Source organism: Phenylobacterium sp. (assembly GCF_030697925.1).
Taxonomy (GTDB): domain Bacteria; phylum Pseudomonadota; class Alphaproteobacteria; order Caulobacterales; family Caulobacteraceae; genus Phenylobacterium.
In genome coordinates this window covers 52,498-70,776 of sequence record NZ_JAUYOJ010000203.1, presented here as the reverse complement: position 1 = coordinate 70,776, position 18,279 = coordinate 52,498, and the positions used below count along the sequence as shown (strand labels likewise).

Annotated in this window: 16 protein-coding genes; 13 read left to right on the top strand and 3 right to left on the bottom strand. The window is 67.6% G+C overall.

The annotated features are described in order from the left end of the window. Nucleotides 1–89 precede the first annotated feature (89 nt). Nucleotides 90–986, bottom strand: coding sequence for a hypothetical protein (locus tag Q8Q88_RS19705; protein ID WP_305676887.1), 897 nt, complete (start codon nt 984–986; stop codon nt 90–92). Between the two features lie 536 nt (nt 987–1,522). Between Q8Q88_RS19705 and Q8Q88_RS19700 the strand changes: the two genes are divergently transcribed. From Q8Q88_RS19700 to Q8Q88_RS19645, 12 genes are all read left to right on the top strand, one after another. Continuing rightward, the gene (locus tag Q8Q88_RS19700) at nt 1,523–3,685 is read left to right on the top strand and encodes a type I secretion system permease/ATPase (RefSeq protein WP_305676886.1); all 2,163 of its coding nucleotides are present in this window, start codon (nt 1,523–1,525) and stop codon (nt 3,683–3,685) included. Nucleotides 3,686–3,690: 5 nt separating this feature from the next. Next, nucleotides 3,691–5,073, top strand: coding sequence for an HlyD family type I secretion periplasmic adaptor subunit (locus Q8Q88_RS19695; RefSeq protein ID WP_305676929.1), 1,383 nt, complete (start codon nt 3,691–3,693; stop codon nt 5,071–5,073). Between the two features lie 533 nt (nt 5,074–5,606). After that, a complete protein-coding gene (locus tag Q8Q88_RS19690; RefSeq protein ID WP_305676885.1) occupies nt 5,607–6,137 on the top strand; it encodes a lytic transglycosylase domain-containing protein in 531 nt (176 codons plus the stop codon). Between the two features lie 5 nt (nt 6,138–6,142). Continuing rightward, the gene (locus Q8Q88_RS19685; protein WP_305676884.1) at nt 6,143–6,469 is read left to right on the top strand and encodes a TrbC/VirB2 family protein; all 327 of its coding nucleotides are present in this window, start codon (nt 6,143–6,145) and stop codon (nt 6,467–6,469) included. A gap of 1 nt (nt 6,470) precedes the next feature. Then, the gene (locus tag Q8Q88_RS19680) at nt 6,471–6,755 is read left to right on the top strand and encodes a type IV secretion system protein VirB3 (RefSeq protein ID WP_305676883.1); all 285 of its coding nucleotides are present in this window, start codon (nt 6,471–6,473) and stop codon (nt 6,753–6,755) included. 2 nt (nt 6,756–6,757) lie between these two features. Continuing rightward, nucleotides 6,758–9,145, top strand: coding sequence for a VirB4 family type IV secretion/conjugal transfer ATPase (locus Q8Q88_RS19675; protein WP_305676882.1), 2,388 nt, complete (start codon nt 6,758–6,760; stop codon nt 9,143–9,145). After that, the gene (locus Q8Q88_RS19670; protein WP_305676881.1) at nt 9,145–10,320 is read left to right on the top strand and encodes a type IV secretion system protein; all 1,176 of its coding nucleotides are present in this window, start codon (nt 9,145–9,147) and stop codon (nt 10,318–10,320) included. Before Q8Q88_RS19675 ends, Q8Q88_RS19670 begins: the two co-directional genes overlap by 1 nt. Then, nucleotides 10,317–11,033: a virB8 family protein gene (locus Q8Q88_RS19665; RefSeq protein WP_305676880.1), complete on the top strand. Its 717-nt coding sequence runs from the start codon at nt 10,317–10,319 to the stop codon at nt 11,031–11,033. The genes Q8Q88_RS19670 and Q8Q88_RS19665 overlap by 4 nt, the downstream gene beginning before the upstream one ends. Then, entirely contained in the window at nt 11,030–11,737 is a 708-nt protein-coding gene (locus Q8Q88_RS19660; RefSeq protein ID WP_305676879.1) for a TrbG/VirB9 family P-type conjugative transfer protein, read from the top strand. Before Q8Q88_RS19665 ends, Q8Q88_RS19660 begins: the two co-directional genes overlap by 4 nt. Beyond that, the gene (locus Q8Q88_RS19655) at nt 11,737–12,879 is read left to right on the top strand and encodes a TrbI/VirB10 family protein (RefSeq protein ID WP_305676878.1); all 1,143 of its coding nucleotides are present in this window, start codon (nt 11,737–11,739) and stop codon (nt 12,877–12,879) included. Before Q8Q88_RS19660 ends, Q8Q88_RS19655 begins: the two co-directional genes overlap by 1 nt. Before the next feature lie 2 nt (nt 12,880–12,881). Further along, complete coding sequence (gene virB11 / locus Q8Q88_RS19650; protein ID WP_371129884.1) at nt 12,882–13,883, top strand: P-type DNA transfer ATPase VirB11; 1,002 nt, start codon at nt 12,882–12,884, stop codon at nt 13,881–13,883. Nucleotides 13,884–14,049: 166 nt separating this feature from the next. Further along, entirely contained in the window at nt 14,050–14,781 is a 732-nt protein-coding gene (locus tag Q8Q88_RS19645) for a DsbA family protein (protein ID WP_305676877.1), read from the top strand. An 88-nt stretch (nt 14,782–14,869) separates the two neighbouring features. On the opposite strand, the gene Q8Q88_RS19640 is transcribed toward Q8Q88_RS19645, so the two are convergent. Next, nucleotides 14,870–15,760 (bottom strand): hypothetical protein, encoded by an 891-nt coding sequence (locus Q8Q88_RS19640; protein ID WP_305676876.1) that lies wholly within the window; start codon nt 15,758–15,760, stop codon nt 14,870–14,872. A 317-nt stretch (nt 15,761–16,077) separates the two neighbouring features. Then, nucleotides 16,078–17,412 (bottom strand): sialate O-acetylesterase, encoded by a 1,335-nt coding sequence (locus Q8Q88_RS19635; RefSeq protein WP_305676875.1) that lies wholly within the window; start codon nt 17,410–17,412, stop codon nt 16,078–16,080. Between the two features lie 580 nt (nt 17,413–17,992). Here Q8Q88_RS19635 and Q8Q88_RS19630 point away from each other — a divergent pair. Continuing rightward, entirely contained in the window at nt 17,993–18,262 is a 270-nt protein-coding gene (locus Q8Q88_RS19630; RefSeq protein ID WP_305676874.1) for a hypothetical protein, read from the top strand. Nucleotides 18,263–18,279 lie beyond the last annotated feature (17 nt).

Here is an 18,279-nt window from a genome sequence, read left to right as displayed (position 1 = left end):
GTAGCGCCTCCGGCGGCGCGGGGCCGCCGGCCGAAGCTGACGCCGATCCGACCAACCGTGAACGCAGGTTGGTCGGATCGGCGCATGGCTCAGCAGCCAGAGAAGGGTTCGGCGCGGTCGAGCCCGGAGCTATGGGTGTAGGGCCACCACGTGTCCTGCCACCACACCGGACCAATGTACTTGGCGTGCCAGACCTTGCGGCCGATGCCGACATTGCTGGGGTCGGGCCAATACAATCCGTCGGACATCAGGACGTTGGAGCCGGCGCCGACCTGCCACACGCCATTGACGGGGCAGCTGTCGTTGTAGGGGTTGGCGCACCAGAACGCGTCGGAGTGCATGATCGCCTGGGCGGTGCCGCCGGATGATCCCCAGTTGGGATTTGACTTGGTTTCCGGAGGGGTGACGACGGCGTCCCAGAAGAATCGGCTTGAGCCCTGATGGAACCAGGTCTGGATGATGTTCTGTGTCGCCTTGATCTCGTGCGTTGCGTAGGGGTGGCCAGCGCCCGGACAGCTCACGTAGTAGCCGGTGTCGCCGGCGTCGGGCACGAAGTTGGCGTTGTTGTCATAATAGAAGCGTGTGGCGGGCTTGCCGTCATGCGTGGCGACCGTGATCGGATATTCGGCGCCCGCCAGGCTCTTGTTGCCGAGGAAGACGCGGAACTGGTCACCGGTCACGACGCCCGTGGCCATGTTGGTCATCGAGCAATACTTCACCTCGATCATCTCGATGAAGGTTCCCGCCCCGCTGCAGGTGTCGCCGGCCGCGGCGTGGTAGTGATCCTCGCGGCCGACCCCGGGCAGGGCCTTCACGCCCACGGGGCCGTAGACCGACCCGTTGCCAGGGTTCTGGAAGTAGTACTTCTGGCCCGCGGGGATGTAGTCCTGCCAGGTCCCTAGGGACTGCGCCTGGACGGCGGGCGCGGCAAACGCCAGCGAAAGCGACGCGCCGAGTGCGGCGGTCAACGACAACCCGAACCTCATTGGAACCCCTCCAGCTACCACACGTGGAAGGCGAGACGATCACACATCCCAATAGAAGCCACAATCATGGATTTAGTTATAAAATATTGCAACTATTAGTGACGAGAGTTCGCGCGCCACGCCGTCCAGGCGCATGCGCACGCCCTCGTAAAGCGAGGGGTTCGAATGCCATAACCCCTGCCCTGGAAAGGTGTTGCGTGGGTCGGTGACGCGTCCGCCACTCCAAAACGGCGCCTCATTGAGGGACAAGCTTGCAGCTCAACCCTGGAGGCGTCAAGCGTGTCTTTCGCCCGCATAGCTTGCTGTGTGGTCCATCACGCCAGTGCGCGCGATACGCGAGCGCCGAGCGCCGAGCGCCGAGCGCCGAGGCGGGCGGCTGGGCGAGGGGCCTGGTCTGGACCTGCGCCGCCTGACGGTTGGAACCTCGACCGTAGGCGAGCGGCGCGGGCGTGGCCCGGCGTCGTCTATTTCCGCTCGCCCAGCACCTCAACCTGGAGTAAATCTCGCCGGAGTTGCTTCTGGGAACCGCTGCAATCATGGGGGTCACGGGTCTGGCCGACGACGGCGCCGTCGGTAATGACGATTTCACGGCCATAGACAGCGGCCTGGATTGCCTGGTCCTGCTGCTCGGCTACCACCAGATTTCGGCCGACCCGGCGCAGCTGCGGCACTCCCTCGGCAAGGGGGGACCAACCGAGCCGTCTGACCTGGTGAGGTTGGCCAAGCGGCTCGGTGCAAGGGCCAAGGCGACCCGCCTCACCATCGAGAAGCTGCAGAGCGCGCCCCTCCCAGCGATCGCGCTAGGCCGGGACGGTTCCTATTTCCTGATTGGCGCGGTGCGTGGGGAGGTGGTCCTCGTGCAAGGCCCGGCAACCGGACCGCAGCACCTCTCCTTCAGCGATCTGGATCAGGTCTGGTCTGGCCAGGTGGTCCTGCTGACAAGCCGTGCGGAACTCCCGGGCGGTGCGAAGTTCGACGTGACCTGGTTCATCCCGGCGCTGGTGAAGTACCGGGGCTTGCTGGGCGAGGTGCTGCTCGCCTCGTTCGTGTTGCAGCTCTTTGCGCTCGCGACGCCGATGATCTTCCAGGTCGTGATCGACAAGGTGCTGGTGCACCGCTCGCTGACCACCCTCGATGTGCTCGCCATCGGCCTGATCGCGGTCGTGACCTTCGACGCTGTGCTCGGGGGCCTGCGCGCCTACCTCTTCACCCATACGACGAGCCGCGTGGACGTGGAACTGGGGGCCAAGCTCTATCGGCATCTATTGAGCCTGCCGCTGGCATATTTCGAATCTCGGCGTGTCGGCGACTCCATCGCCCGGGTCCGGGAACTCGACACCATCCGCGAGTTCCTGACCTCTTCGTCGGTCACCCTGGTCATCGACCTCATCTTCACCGCGGTCTTCCTGGCGGTGATGTGGTTCTATTCGGCCTGGCTGTTCCTGATCGTCGCCGTGGCGATCCTGCTTTACGTGGTGATCTGCGTCCTGATCACCCCGCCGCTCCGCCGGCGCATCGACGAGCGTTTCCGGAGGGGCGCTGAGAGCCAAGCCTTCCTCGTCGAAAGCGTCACGGGCGTCCAGACCCTTAAGGCCGCCGCCGTGGAACCCCAGATGCAGGCCCGCTGGGAGCGCTTGCTGGCGGGCTATGTCCGCTCAGGCTTCCAGGCGGCCAAACTCAACATCTGGGGCGGGCAGGCGATCCAGTTCGTCAACAAGCTCTCCACCGCGGTCATCCTCTACGTCGGCGCCAAGCTGGCCATCGGCGGGCAGATGACCATCGGCGAACTCGTGGCCTTCAACATGCTGGCGGGCCGGGTGGCGGAGCCGGTGTTGCGCCTGGCCGGCCTCTGGCAGCAGTTCCAGGAGGCCCGGGTCGGCGTCGAACGCCTGGGCGACATCCTGAACACCCCGACTGAAGCCCAGTTCTCCGCCTCGCGCGCGACCCTGCCGCGTATCGAAGGCGCGGTGAGGTTCGACAGCGTCACCTTCCGCTACAAGCCGGGCGGCCGAGAGGCGCTTCGCCGCGTGAACCTGGACGTGCCGCCCGGCGAGGTGCTGGGGATTGTCGGGCCGTCCGGTTCCGGCAAGTCGACCCTGACCAAGCTTGTCCAACGGCTCTACGTCCCTGAAGGCGGGCGGGTGCTGATCGACGGCATCGACCTCGCCCTGGTCGATCCAGCCTGGTTGCGGCGGCAGGTGGGGGTGGTCCTTCAGGAGAACCTGCTCTTCAACCGCTCGGTGCGAGACAACATCGCGCTCGCCGACCCCTCCCTACCGACGGAGGCGGTGATGGCCGCGGCCTCCATGGCCGGAGCACATGAATTCATCCTCGAGCTCCCGGAGGGCTATGACACCCAGATCGAGGAGCGCGGCGCCAACCTCTCGGGCGGGCAGCGGCAGCGGATCGCCATTGCGCGCGCGCTGATCACCAATCCCCGGATCCTGATCCTGGATGAGGCGACCAGCGCCCTGGACACCGAGTCCGAGGCCATCATCCACGCCAATATGCGATCGATCTCCCGGGGCCGGACCGTGTTGATCATCGCCCACCGCCTCTCGGCGCTCCGGATGGCGGAGCGGATCATCACCATGGAGAGCGGCGAGATCACGGAGGAGGGGACGCATGAGAGCCTGCTCGCCGCGGGCGGCCGCTACAGCAAGCTTTGGAAGGCCCAGATCCAGGGCGTGAGGCTGTGAGCCTGATGGCGCACCTGCAGGTCCTGGTTACGGCTTGGCGCGCGGAGAGCAAGCGCCGCAAGACGGCGGCGGACGCCTACGTCGAGACGCAGTTCCTGCCCGCCGCCCTGGAGATCACCGAGACGCCGCCGTCGCCGGTCGGCCGGGCCGTGCTCTGGGTCGTGATGGCGGCTGCGGCGACCGCCCTGGCCTGGTCCTTCCTCAGTGAGATGGACACCGTCGCGGTGGCCGAGGGGCGCCTGGTCCCCGCCGGCCGGCTTCGGTCGGTGGAGGCCGCGGAGATCGGCGTGATCCGGGCCATCGCCGTGCGCGAGGGGCAGCATGTCCGGGCTGGCCAGACCCTCATCTCGCTCGACCCAACAATGGCCAACGCCGACGCCGGCGCGGCGCGGACCGAACTCTCGACAGCCGCCCTGGTGCGGGCGCGGGCCAACGCCCTGTTGGCCTTCTCGGCGGGGCGACCGGCCAACTTCATCGCTCCAGACGGCGCCGATCCCTTGGCGGCCGCGGCCGAGCGGCAGCTGATCGGCGCACGCATACGCGAATACCAGGCGCGTCGCGGCGGCGTCGTGGAACGGCGCGCAGCAGGCGCAGCGACAGTGCGCCTGACGGACGCGAACATCACCAAGCTTGAGCAGACGATCCCGCTCGCCTCGCGGCAACTCGAGGCCTACGAGACCTTGGCCGCAAAGGGCTATTCATCGAGGCTTCGACTGATCCAGGAGCAGGAACGTGCGGTGGCCCTGCGTCAGGAGCTGCGGGCCGAGCAGGCCCGGCGGGATGAGGCGATCGCCCAGGTCGCCTCGCTGAACCGGGAACTGGCCCAGATCGCAGAAGCCTTCGCGGGCCAGGCGGCCCAGGAGCGGGCCGAGGCTGAGGCCATTGTCGCCACCCGGGGCGAAGCGGTGCGCAAGACCGACCAACGCCAGGCGCTGCAGACCCTCACGGCGCCGGTCTCCGGCGTCGTGCAGGAGGTTTCGGTGACCACATTGGGTGAGGTCGCCGAGGTTGGACAGACCCTGATCACCATCGTCCCGGATGGCGAGCGCCTGGTCCTAGAGGCGCTTGTGCTCAACAAGGACATTGGAACGTTGCAGGCAGGCGCGCAGGTCGCCGTCAAGCTCGAGGCCTATCCCTTCACCCGCCACGGAACGCTCAAGGGCGTGCTTGAACAGGTCTCCCCAGACGCCATCGTCGATGAGAAGCGCGGCCTGGTGTTTCCCGCACGCATCCGGTTGACGGGCGCTGATGCGACAAGCAGGAGGGCGATGCGTCTCTCCCCAGGCATGGCGGCCACCGCTGAAATCGTGACGGGGCGTCGCAGGGTGATCGACTACCTATGGTCACCGATCGCCAAGACCGTCACCGAGGCGGGGCGGGAACCATGATGGTCTGGGCCCAACCAATCCGCCTGATCCTGACCTTCGCCCTGTTGCTGAGCGGGATGGCGGTCTCCGGTTGCCGGGGCAAGCCAGGACCCCGTCCCGAGGTGGACGGTGGGCGGGCGATGGCGTCTCCAGCCTGGAGTTCACCTGCGGGTCAGGCGCAGGCGGCGAGCCACCGCACCAAATGGCGCGACCCAGCGCTTCCGCCAAACCTCCGGTAGCTCCAGGGTCAGACCTTGGTCCAGGCGCGCCAGGGAGCAGGGCCAGCCGTCACTCGTGACCGTAGGAGCCCCATGGGCCCGGCTTCTTGAGCGCCCATGCAGCGTTGCGCGGGCGTCTGGCTCCACCTATAGTCGACGCTGTTGTGGTCGGGGGCGCTTGTGACGGGTCAGCATGTGTTGGTTGCCGACCCTGACCAGCCCGGACACCGCGCCGAGGCGTCCGGCGCCGCGGGCGGTAGGCTCACGCGGCTGGCCTCGATCATCGCTGCGGCCACCGCGTTCCTCACCGTAGCGCCATCCGCGTCGAGGGCCCAGGTGCTTGAGATCGTCGACGGTGTCGCGATCGTACATGATGGCCCGGCTGTCCACACCGCTGAGGGCGTCAAACCCATCCCCACCGGCACGGCGACGGCGGCCATCACGCGTGCGCCGAAGGACCCGGGCGCGATCACAGCGGAGATAGGGCGCGCCGCGCAGGTCCGGGGCCTGCCCGCCGCGCTTGTCACAGCCGTGGCGTGGCAGGAGTCGCGCTTCCGCCCCGAAAGCGTTTCGCCCAAGGGCGCGGTCGGCGTCATGCAACTGACCCAGGCCGCTGCGGACGAGATCGGCGTTGATCGCTTCGACACCAGGCAGAACATCGAGGGGGGCGCGGCCTACCTGCGCCGGCAGCTCGACGCCTTCGGGGGTGATCTCACCCTCGCGCTGGCGGCCTACAATGCCGGACCCGGCGCTGTGCAGCGCTACCGCGGCGTCCCGCCTTTCAGTGAAACCCGGAACTATGTGAAGGCGGTGCTGGCCGACTACGCCCGGCGCGCTGCCCGGGACGCCAGCGGAGCAGACGAGTGATGAGAATGGCATATTGGACATCCCAGGCGCGCCTGACGGCCGTGACCTTCGCGGCTTGGGCCGTGGCGGGCGTCGCCCAGGCGCAGGATTTCGTCGGTGATCCGGCGGGTTCTGGTGTGATCGTAGGCGCCGTGAGCTGGCTGCAGGGGACGTTGCTGGGCACTGTGGCGACGGTGGTCGCCGTGATCGCCGTGGCCTCGGTGGGGCTCCTCATGCTGACCGGCCGGCTGAGTTGGCGCTATGGCGCCTCGGTGATCCTGGGCTGCTTCATCCTGTTCGGCGCCAGCGCCATCGTTGCGGGCATCCGCGCCTCCGTCCAGGGACTTGGGTGATATGGCCGGGCTCGAACGCGACCGCGTCTTCACCGCCCTGACGCGGCCCCAGATGTTCGCCGGCGTCACCTATGGCTGCTTCGTGGCCAATGCGGTGATCACGGCGGAACTCTTCCTCATCCTGCGCTCACCGTGGGTCTTGGCCGCGGCCCTTGTGTTCCATGCGGCGGCCTACCTGGCCTGCGTCCGCGAGCCCCGGTTCCTGGAGCTTTGGGTCACGCGGCTCAGCCGCTGTCCTCGCATCCCCAACCACGCCTATTGGCGTTGCAATTCCTACCGGCCCTGACGATGGGACCCCTGGACGACCAGGGCGAGCGCGTCGCGGCCCGCGAGCGGGCCGCCGGCGATCGTCTGCCCTATGCGCGCCATGTCGACGACCGGACCTTGGAGACCCGGGACGGCCTCCTGATGTCGGTGCTCCAGCTGAAGGGCCTTCCCTTCGAGACGGCCTCGTCGGAGGATATCGACTATCGGAAGGCCATACGCGACGCGACGCTGCGGAGCATCGCCAACTCACAATTCGCCCTCTACCACCACATCCTGCGGCGGGAGGTGAAGGTCGAGCTGAAGGGGGCCTTCCCAGACCCCTTCAGCGACGCGCTCGATAGGCTCTGGAACGGGCGCCTCAAGGCCCGTCGCCTCTACACCAACGCCCTCTACCTCACCGTGGTGCGTCGGCCGCTCCAAGGTCGGGCGGGCGTCCTGGACGGCCTGGTCCGTGGCCTCCTGCGCCCCCGCGCCGACGTCCAGGAGCGCGCGCTCGCCATGGCCAAGGAAGTCGGGGAACTGCGGGCGGCGGCTGACGCCCTCGTCGCCGCGCTCGCCCCCTACGGCGCGCGCGTCCTGCAGGCCTACGACACGGCTGCCGGCCCGTGCTCGGAACCGCTTGAGATGCTGTCGAGCCTCTACAACCATGAGGCCCGCCCCGTCCTGCTGCCAGAGTGCGACCTTGGGCGCTACCTTCCCTATCGACGGGTCAGCTTCGGCCGCGAGACGCTAGAACTGTCGGCGGCCGGCGAGGCGCCGCGGACGTTCTCGGCCATGGTCTCCATCAAGGAATACCCGCCCCAGACGGCGGCGGGCATGCTCGACGACCTGCTTCGGCTGCCCTGCGAACTCACGGTCACCCAGAGCTTCGCCTTCGTCGACCGCACCGCGACGCTGGAGCGGATGAACCTTTCCCTGCGGCGGATGCGTTCGGCGGAGGATGAGGCCCTTAGCCTGCGAGCTGAGCTCGCCGCGGCCAAGGACGATACGGCTGCCGGTCGGGCGGCCTTCGGTGAGCACCATCTCACGGTCATGGTGAGCGGATCCGACTTCGCCGAGCTCGACGACGGCGTCGCTGAGGTCCGATCCTCGCTCGCGGAGATCGGGGTCATGTCGGTGCGCGAGGACGTCAACCTCGAGGCGGCCTACTGGGCGCAGTTCCCGGGCAACTTCAAGGACATCGCGCGCAAGGCCTTGATCTCGACAGCGAATTTCGCCGGTTTCGCCAGCGGCCACAATTTCCCTGAGGGACGCATCGGCGGCAACCATTGGGGCTCGGCCGTCACTGTGCTGGAAACCACTGCAGCCGGACCCTACGCCTTCAACTTCCACAATGGCGACCTTGGCAATTTCACCGTCATCGGTCCGTCGGGCTCTGGCAAGACCGTCGCCCTCAACTTCCTGCTGGCCCAGGCGCGCCGGTTTGATCCGCGGATCGTGTTCTTCGACAAGGACCGCGGTGCGGAGATTTTCATCCGCGCGGTGGGCGGCCGCTACGAGATTCTGCAACCAGGCCGCCCCTCTGGGATGAACCCCCTGCAGATGGCGGATTCGCCAATGGCGCGTGGCTTCCTGACGGACCTGGTCCGCCGGCTGGTCGCCCAGCCAGGCGAGGCGTTGGGGCCGGCGGAAACCGCCCGGATCAAGGAGGCCGTGGACGCCAGCTTCGAGCAGGCTCCCCGGCTGCGCCGCCTGCGGTACTTCGGCGAACTGCTGCGGGGCGGCGCCCGACCCGGAGAGGCCGATCTCGCCGCGCGGCTCCGACCTTGGTGGGGCGACGGAGAGCATGCCTGGCTCTTCGACAACGAGATCGACACGCTCGACCTCTCAGCGCGCACGGTCGGCTTCGACCTGACGCAGATCCTCGACGATCCCACCTGCCGCACACCGGCGATGATGTACCTGTTCCAGCGGGTCGAGGAGCGGTTGGACGGGACCCCCGCCTTGATCGTGGTCGACGAAGGTTGGAAGGCCCTGGATGACGACGTCTTCGTCGGTCGGGTCCGCGACTGGGAAAAGACTATCCGCAAGCGCAACGGGGTGGTGGGCTTCTGCACGCAGAGCGCCCAGGACGCCCTGCAGAGCCGAATCTCGAGCGCCATCGTGGAGCAATCGGCGACCCATATCTTCACCGCCAATCCCAAAGCGCGCGAGGAAGACTACTGCCAAGGCTTCGGGCTCACCCTGCGCGAACTCGACCTCATCCGGACCATGCCCGACACCGGTCATTCGCTCTTGATCCGGCATGGCGCCGATAGCGTGGTCTGCAACCTGAGCCTTTCAGGCGAGACCGATATCCTGACGGTGCTGTCGGGACGCGAACGGACGGTGCGCCTGCTGGACGGGCTCCGCGCCGACTTCGGCGAGGACCCAGAGGTCTGGCTGCCTCGACTGTTGGAGCGGGCCTGATGGCCTGCCGCGCCCCCTCGGCTGATCTCGGCCTGGTTCGAGGCCTGCTTGATAATGCCGATTGCCACAGCCAGGCCCTGGCGGCGGCGGGCTACGGCGCCCTGACAGAACCGGGCGGCCTCGCGGCCGGGCTGTTGGGCGCGGTGCTGGCCCTATATGTCGCCTTCCAGGGTTGGCGACTGATGGCGGGCGACCCCCCGCGCCTTGGCGCCTGGACGATCTCCCTGGTCAAGATCGGTTTTGTGCTGGCGCTGACCTCCCAGTGGCCGGTCTACCAACGCCTGGTCCACGACCTGCTCATCTCTGGGCCAGCTGAGATCGCGGCGCCGGTGGAGGCAGGCTACCGCGAGGCGGTCGGCCTAAGGGGGGATACGCTGGCCGACCTGCAGCGTGCGCACACCCGCCTAATGGCGAGCGCCTCGGCCGCTGTCCAAGCTCCCCCGCCGCCCCCGGGTCGGCTCGGCCCGCCGGGGGCGGAGAACCCAGCGGGTGACACGTTGAAGATGGCTGCGTTCCTCTTGCTGTTGTCAACGCTCGGACCGTTGGTGGCCTCGCGCCTGCTGGTCGCCGTGGTCCTGGCCGCCGGTCCGCTCGCCCTGCTGGCGGCGTTCTTTGACCGCACGCGCGGCGTCTTCTTCGGCTGGCTTCAGGCGGGTCTCTGGCTCACCCTGGCGCAGGTGGCGCTTGTCCTGCTGACGGCGATGGAGACATCCCTACTGTCGCCCCATCTTCGGCGCCTTGGAGAGGCCCACCCAGGGAGCGCGGCCAGTGTCGAATCCGCCAACGCCCTGCTGCTGGTTGTCTCGATCTTCGGCCTGGTGGGCCTTGGCGCCATCTTCGGGGCGGCCCTTGTCGCCCGGGGGCTGCGGCCGGCATCGATCGCGGCCATCCTGCGGGGCAGGGGGAGCGAGCCGGCGGCGGAGCTGCGGCCCGCACCGAACCAGGCGCCGGCGGCGGCGGCCGAAAGCCGCGCTGAACCTCGATCCTCCGATGCTGGATCACGCCGCGAGACGCGGGCGCCGGCGCAACTGCACGGGAGGCGCGACGCGCGGACCCAGGCCCTCGCCCCGGGGCCCGTCAAGCCCTCGGCTTTCGTGGGCGCGTTCGCCGAGGCCCAGGCCGCGCGCCGCCCCCCACCACGGCGTTCCAACGCCGCCATGAGGCGTGAAGGATGAACCAGCACAGTTCGGATGGTCGACGCGCGGCCTATTACGCCATGGCCGGCGACTGGGGAGAGGACGTTGCGGGCGGTCTACGTCGTTCGCGACGCACCGCCTGGGTCGTCGCCTCCGTCGCCGTGGTGGTCGCCGCCCTGGAAGCCTTGGCGCTTGCAGCGCTCGCGCCCTTGAAGACCACCACGCCCTACGCCTTCGTTGTCGATCGCCAGACCGGCTATGTCGAGCTGGCCCGGCCGCTGGCCGAGGGCCAACTGACCCAGGATGCGGCGGTCACCCAGTCCAACCTGGTGCGCTACGTGATCTCGCGGGAAACCTTCGACCGAACCGACCTCAACGAGACCTACCGGCGTACGCTGGACTGGTCATCGGGACGCGCGCGCGCCGACTACCTGGCGCTGATGCGGTCCTCGAACCCCCACAGTCCCCTGAAAGCCAATGGGCCGGGCGAACAGGTGCGGGTGGTGGTGAAGAGCGTTTCGCTGCTGCCGCGCCGCACCGCCCTTATCCGTTTCGAGACCGAGCGTAGCGGACCAGGCGCCGCCGCGTCGCGACAGCCCTTTGTCGCCGCTGTCAGCTATCAGTATTCAGGCGAGCCTGCGGCCATGGCGCAGCGGTTCGACAACCCGCTTGGCTTCAGCGTGAGCACCTACCGCCGCGACCTGGAGGTCCCGTCTGAAGTTGTCACGCCCGTGGCGGAGCCTGCGCGGTGAAGCGCGCCGCCCTCCTTGCACTCTGCCTGTTGGGCGCGTCCACGCCCGCGGCGGCGGCGATCGTGCCGGCTCCGGGAAAGGCCGACCCCCGCATCCGCGAGGTGATGTTCGATCCCCAGGAGGTGGTCCTGCTCACCGGTTTTGTCGGTTATCAACTGATGGTCGAGTTCGCGCCGGGCGAGCGGATCGAGAACGTCGCCGTGGGCGACGCCCTTGCTTGGCAGGTGACCCCGAACCGTCGCGCCAACCTCCTGTTCGTCAAGCCGCTGAACCCCTTCGCGGCCACCAACATGACCGTGGTCACCGACCTGCGTCGCTACGCCTTCGAACTGGCGACCGGCGCGGACGGCGCCGAGGGCGCCAACCTCGCCTATGTTGTCCGCTTCCGCTATCCGCCGAGCGACGAGACCCTTCCGGCGCCGACGCTCCACGCATCGCGCAACGAGGACTATGAGGTGAAGGGCCCAACGAGCCTCGCGCCGGCGAGCCTCTTCGACGACGGCCGCTTCACCTATTTCCGGTGGTCAGAGCGCAACGCCATCCCGGCGATCTTCGTGGTCGGCCGTGACGGTGCCGAGAACCTCGCCAACTACGGCGTGCGCGACGGCTATGTCGTCGTCGAACAGACGGCTGGGAAGTTCATCCTGCGCAACGGGTCGGAGACGGCCACGGTCGTCAATCGAGCGCTCGGAGGCGCACGCTGATGCCATTGTTCGGTGTGGCCCCAAATGACGCCGATCCCCGCCTCGCCGGAGCCCGCCCGCCAGGCGACCTGCCGGACAACGGCCTGGCGGTCGCAGGGCCCGCGCGCGGTCCTATCGAACTGGTTTTCGGCGCGGTCCTGCTGTTGGCGCTCGGCGCCGGCCTGTTCCTGTCGCTGAACGCCAGCCGCGTGAAGCGCGCTGAGGTCCTACTGACCGCGCCAACGGTGGGGCGGTCTGTCGCCGTGGCCGCGCCACCGCCCCTGGACCTCCGCGAACCTGGTCCGCCGCCGCCGCCGGCGCCCGCGCCGCAACCGGCGCTGGCCAACTTGCCGCCTCCATCGCCGGGGTTCCTGCCGCAGATGCCGCTCCCGCCCCCGCCCCAAGTGGCGCGCTCATCAACCTCCCCGATCTTGATCGTCGACCTTGCGCCAAATCGCACGGCGGCGCCGGGATCGGGCGCCGCGGGCGCAGGCGCGCAGCCCGCCCCATCGGGGGGGAGTGCAGGGGCCGGCGGCGCGGAAGACCTTGAAGGACTAATGGCTGGCGCCGGGCAGGGCGAGGACGAACGGGTCAGCGCCACACGGCTGCGCAATCCCGGGATGGTGGTTCCCCAGGGCGCCATCATCCCCGCGGTGCTCGAGACCGCGATCGACTCAGACCTGCCGGGCTTCGCGCGCGCAATCATCAGCCGCGACGTGATGAGCTTCGACGGCCGTCGCGTGCTGATCCCCGGAGGGAGCCGGCTCATTGGCCGCTACAAGAGCGACCTGGCGGCCGGGCAGTCGCGCGTGTTCGTGATCTGGACACGCCTGATCCGACCCGACGGCGCCTCGGTGCAGCTGGACTCCCCGGCCGCTGACGCCCTCGGTCGCGGCGGGCTGGACGGGACCGTCGACCGCAAGTTCCTGGATCGGTTCGGTGGCGCGGTGCTGATGTCGAGCCTCAACGCCGCGGTAAGCTCCTTGCAGGGCGGCCGGGCCTCCCAGGTCATCATCGGCTCTCCGATCGGCTCGATCGAAGGATCGAACTCCGCGCGCGGGCGCGATATCGCCCCTGTCGTGCGGGTGCCGCACGGCGCGGCGGTTCGCGTCTTTGTCGCCCGCGACCTCGACTTCTCCGCGGTGGGCGGCATGGGGAGCTAGCCTTGCCTGCGGACCTGACACCCATGACGGACGGCGCCTATCTCGACGCCTACCTGCAGCCCCTCGTCCCCTACCTCGACCGGCCCGAGGTCACCGACCTCTTCATCAACCGGCCGGGGGAGCTCTGGGTTGAGACCCTGGGCGGCGAGATCGAGCGCCATGTCGAGCCCACCCTGGACGACGCCCATCTATGGCGGTTGGCGAGGCAGGTTGCGGCCCGCGCGCACCAAGGGGTCAGCCGCGCCCATCCCCTGTTGTCGGCGACCCTGCCGGATGGGTCCCGGGTCCAGGTGATCGCGCCGCCGGCGACCCGCGGCCATCTAGCGCTTGCCATCCGCCGACACGTCGTGGCCGACCTCAGCCTGGGCGACCTGCAGAGATCGGGCGTCTTCGACTGGGTCGGGCGCGCTGACGGAAGGCGATCGACCCGCGACGCCGACTTGCAGCGGCTGCTGGCCGGAGGCGACACCGAGGCGTTCCTGCGCGCCGCTGTCCTGGATCGGCGCAACATCGTGGTCTGCGGCGGCACATCGACCGGCAAGACGACCTTTGCAAACGCCTTGATCAGCGAGATCCCGAGGGATGAACGGCTGATCGTGATCGAGGACGCGCCCGAACTGCAGATCCACCACCCCAACGCAGTCGGCCTCGTGGCGGTGCGTGGCGAGCTGGGGGAAGCCGCCGTCGACGTCGACGACCTGCTCCGCGCCTCCCTGCGCATGCGGCCCGACCGCATCATCTTGGGTGAACTGCGCGGCTCCGAGGCCTTGACCTTCGCCAGGGCCGCCAACACCGGACACCCCGGATCGATCACCACCGTCCATGCCGACAGTCCCGCCGGGGGCCTGAGCCAGATGGCGCTCATGATGGTCCAGGCCGATTCCAACCTCACCCGTGATGACAGCATGTCCTATGTGCGCGAGGTCGTGGATGTCTGGGTCCAGTTGCGCCGCGAGGCCGGCCGCCGCCTGGTGACCGAAATCCTGTTTGAGCCCCGTTCCTGATGCGGTCCGGCGCGTGGCCGTCTTCGGTGACCGTTGCAGGTTCTGGCCCCGGATGAACGTATCTATGGTGGGGTTTCGGGAAATATCGGCCGTAAGGCGAGGGGCGCTCCAGCGTCGTTGGCGACTGCGGGTTTTGACCTATAGGGCTTTGGGAGAAAGGATCGCCATGCGGAAAATCGCTCTGGCCGCGCCGCTGATCGCCGCGCTCACCGCTGGATGCCAGGCGCCAGATCGGCAAAGCCGGGAGGCTGAGATGAAATCCTTCATCATGGAGCATCCGGAGATCATCGAGGAATCTATGAAGGGCCTGCAGGCCCGCCGCATGGCCGCCAAGACCGAGGCGACGCGGGTGGCGCTGCGCACCAATCGCGGCCTGCTCGAGCGCGACCCGCGCGACTTCGTCCTCAATCCGGAAGGCAAGGTGACGGTCGTCGAGTTCTACGACTACCGCTGTGCGCACTGCAAACGTGTCGCCCCGGAAGTGCTCAAGCTCGCCGACGCCAACCCTGATGTGAGGTTCGTGTTCAAGGAGCTCCCCATCTTCGGCGGTCCGTCCCAGATCGCAGCGCGCATCATCCTATCCAAGCCGGCCCGGCCAAGGACCCGGGAAATCCATGCTGAATTCATGGACGCCAAGGCGCTCGACCAGGCCACAGTGACGCGCATCCTGGAACGCCATGGCGTCGACCCCGGCTCCGCCGTGGTCGCCGCCGACGATCCAGAGATCGGGAAGCATCTGAGCGACAACCTCGCCCTGGCCAATGCATTGGAGATCAAGGGGACCCCGGCCTTCATCGTCGAGGGATCAGTGATCCGCGGCGCCGATCTGCTCGGCCTGGGCGAAGCCATCACGAAGGCCCGATCCAAGGTCGGTCCACTGGCGCTGGGCGCGCCGTAACGGACGCGGTGGCCGCAGGCGGGGCTGTCGCCCCACGGTCGATGGCAAGGACGCGTCCGGCGCCGATATGCGCCGGACGCACCGCAAGTCAGCAGCCGGAGAAGGCGACCTTATTGTCGGAGCCGTCGTCACCGATGTCGGGGTACCAGGAGTCATGCCACCAGAACGGGGCGGTGAGGGAGTGCCAGACATTGCGCCCGTAGAGGACACCGGCGCCCGTCGGCCAGGTCAGGCTGTCAGACATGGCGCCCGTATTGCCGGCGCCGACCTGCCAGGTGCCGCCGATCGCGCAGCCGGGACTGTTCCCGGTGGTGTCCTCGCACCAGAAGGCCTCCGACATCATGACGGACGAGGCCGAGGCGCCCGATGCTCCCCAATTGGGATTTGATTTGCTGGAGGGCGTCGACACGCGCCCCTGCCAGAAGAACTTCGTGGTGTAGTTGCCGCCACCGGCGTCCCCGCGGAACCAGGTCTGCATGATGGTCGCCGTGCCCTGGATGTCGTGGATGGCGTAGGGGTGGCCATCGTTGGGGCAACTGACGTAGTAGCCAGTATCCCCTGAATCGACCAGATAGCTGGCGTTGTTGTCATACCAGAGGATGGTCTTCCTGTCGGACCCGGTCTCGACCTGGTTCTTGTAGACCGTCGTCCCGGTCGGAGCCCGCACGCCGATGTAGACATCGAACTGATCATAGGTCACGGCGCTGGTGGTGATGTTCGTCATCGAGCAGTATTGGACATCGAACCTCTCCACGTTGCCGCCGGCGGCGCAGACATCGGTCGTGCTGTTGGGGCCGGTATGGTAGAGTTCCATGAACCCGCCCGCGCCGGACGTCACCCCGACCGTGCCGAAGATCGCCCCGTTGCCCTGGACCTGTCGGGCATACTTGTACCCAGCGCCCATGTAGCTCTGCCATTGGCCATAGGACTGCGCCGATGCGCCGCCGCCAGCGGCCATGATCGATAGTGCGGCAAGCATCGTGGAAGCCACGCGAAATACTGTTCTCACCCCATACCCTCCTGGAAAGATGTTGAAGCCTCGCGCCCCCACGCAAGGGTCTCACGAGGCGCTCGGAAGAACAAGTAAAACGTGTGTTTGTATATTCACGACTTATGCGCGATTTGCGAGACGCCAACCAAAGGCATGCGCGGGGCCGACAAGGCCTGCCGCCAAGCCCGCGTGGACCCCCTCGCGATCCAGCACACGACCATCGATTCGATCGTTGTCGCGTCTGCATTGAGCTGGCGCTGCGGCGTCGACGCGTCCGGCTGTCGGGCCGGACGCGCCAAGCCGGTTCAGCCGTAGAATATCCAGCTGCCGGCCGGAGGCTGGGCGCCGGCCAAGGTGATCACGTCGCCACCCCCAAGGTCGATGATCGTGTCCGAGCCTTGATAGGAGAGGGTGTAGGCTGTGCCTGGCGACAACTGGATGCGGTCGCCATCGGCGAGCGAGAAATCCGTGATCCTGTCGACGCCGATGCCGGCGGTTCCGTAGAAGGTATCGGCGCCGATGCCGCCGGTCACGGTGTCGGCGCCCCTGTCCCCGGCGAGCCAGTCGGCGCCGTCCCCGCCCGAGACCACGTCGTCGCCTTGTCCGCCGCGCACCGTGTCATCACCCACGCCGCCTTCGACAGTATCGTTGCCGAAGTTGCCATAGACAGTGTCGTTGCCGGCGTCGCCGCGGACCAGATCATTGCCCGCCTCACCTGAGACGGTGTCGGCGCCCTGGCCTCCGAGCACCCAATCGTCGCCGTTGCCGCCGGAGGCGAGGTCGTTGCCCTGGTTGCCATGGAGGTAGTCATAGGCGTCGCCGCCCACGAGCTTGTCTGCGCCATCCCCGCCAAATAAACTGTCCAGTCCACCGCGACCTATCAGGGTGTCCGCGCCGGAACCGCCGGTCACGCTCACGGCTGTATCGTAGTTTGCATAGAGGCCGCCCCCCAAGCTCACCTGACCTGATCCGGAGAAGTGGACAAGGTCGGACTGCATGGCGAAGGCGTCGGTGATCGTCATGAACGCGTTTGCGTCCGCGCTATCGACATTGGCCTCCGCCAACTGGACCGTTCCCTCATAGGCGAAGTTCGATTGCGTGCTGATCTGGCCGAAATAGATGCTTGTGTCGGCGTCGCCCCATTGGGCGCGCATCTGGGCGAAGAGGTTGGTCAGATTGGCCTGGTAGGCGTTGGCCTTTGCGAGATCGGTCGCGTCGGTCTCGCCCTGCATCCAGATGATGGCGCCGACCTTATAGCCTTGGCCGGTGGCGGAGAGGGCCGCCTTGGCGGCGTCGACCTGGGCCTTCGCCGCGGCGAAGAGCTCCCCGCTGGCGGGCGACCAGTCGGACTGGCTGGGATCGTTCGCCAGGCCGGTGCTTCCCCGCGCGTACTTCACCACGTAGAGGGTCTCGCCCGGATGGTCCTGGCGCCACTGATAGGCGAACTCGACTTCAGGACCCCATGCGTCCAGGTCGCCCGGGGAGCCGGTGTTCACGCTGGGTTCCATCGTGACGAAGGCTGAGCCGTTCCAGATCTTCACGCCCGGGTCGGGCGTCTGGGCGTAGCTCGGCAGGTCGCTATACCCGAGCTGGAAGCCAAGTGCGTTCGACTGGCCGGCGATGACGACTAGCGTGGACATGCAACTTCTCCATTGAATTCATACGTGTTTATATTCTGGACGGCAGTACGCCAGGGCCCGCATCCAGCCATGCAGTGCCGGACAACCGGACCGCGGATCCTGCATGGTCCAGTTCCGGGTAGAAGTCGGTCGGGCGGGGTGGTTCCCAACGGGCCGAAGGGCTTGCCGCGCGATCAGTCGCAGCGATCCGGGCGCGGACAAACGCCAGGCGAAGACCGTGTCGCGGTTGTCGATTGAGCGCTGTTTGCCTCCGGGCCTGTTGACGCGTCGGTCGGGAGCAACCTCAACCTCTCCGAGTGTGGTCGAGGCGAAACGCTCCCGCAAGGCGAAATCTTCGCCCTATGGTTAAGTGCCCACCTCGGGCGACCCAAGCCGACTGGGCGGCCCGGTGGGCGATGGGACTGCCTGGATGGAGCGCAGGTGGAGGACGGCGCCAGGCCGCTGATCGGGTCATCATGCTTGATGGCTGGGCTCACCTGTCTGGCCTGCGGCCTTGGTCGCCGCGTCAGCCTGATCGCGGCAGCACAAGGCAGGGCGCGCGGTCCTCATGTGCCGGCGAGGAATCATGCGATCTTGAGCCATGCCAACCCCGCCCGGATTGCCCGAGTTCGACCTTCCGATGATCTTCGGCGACAAGATGGCGGGACTTGGGTTCCAGTCCGGCGTCTTCCGTCTGGCCTTCTCAGCCAATGTCGCCGACACCGCCGGCCAGGAACAGATGGTGCAGTCCGGCTACCTGATACTGACCCCCGACTGCATGCTCGAACTGCGCAGCCAGCTCGACCAGATGATCGGCGAGCTTGAGCGTCGCGGCCTGATGAACCTAAAGCCTGACAAACTGGACGGCTAGGGCGCCACATCTGTGCT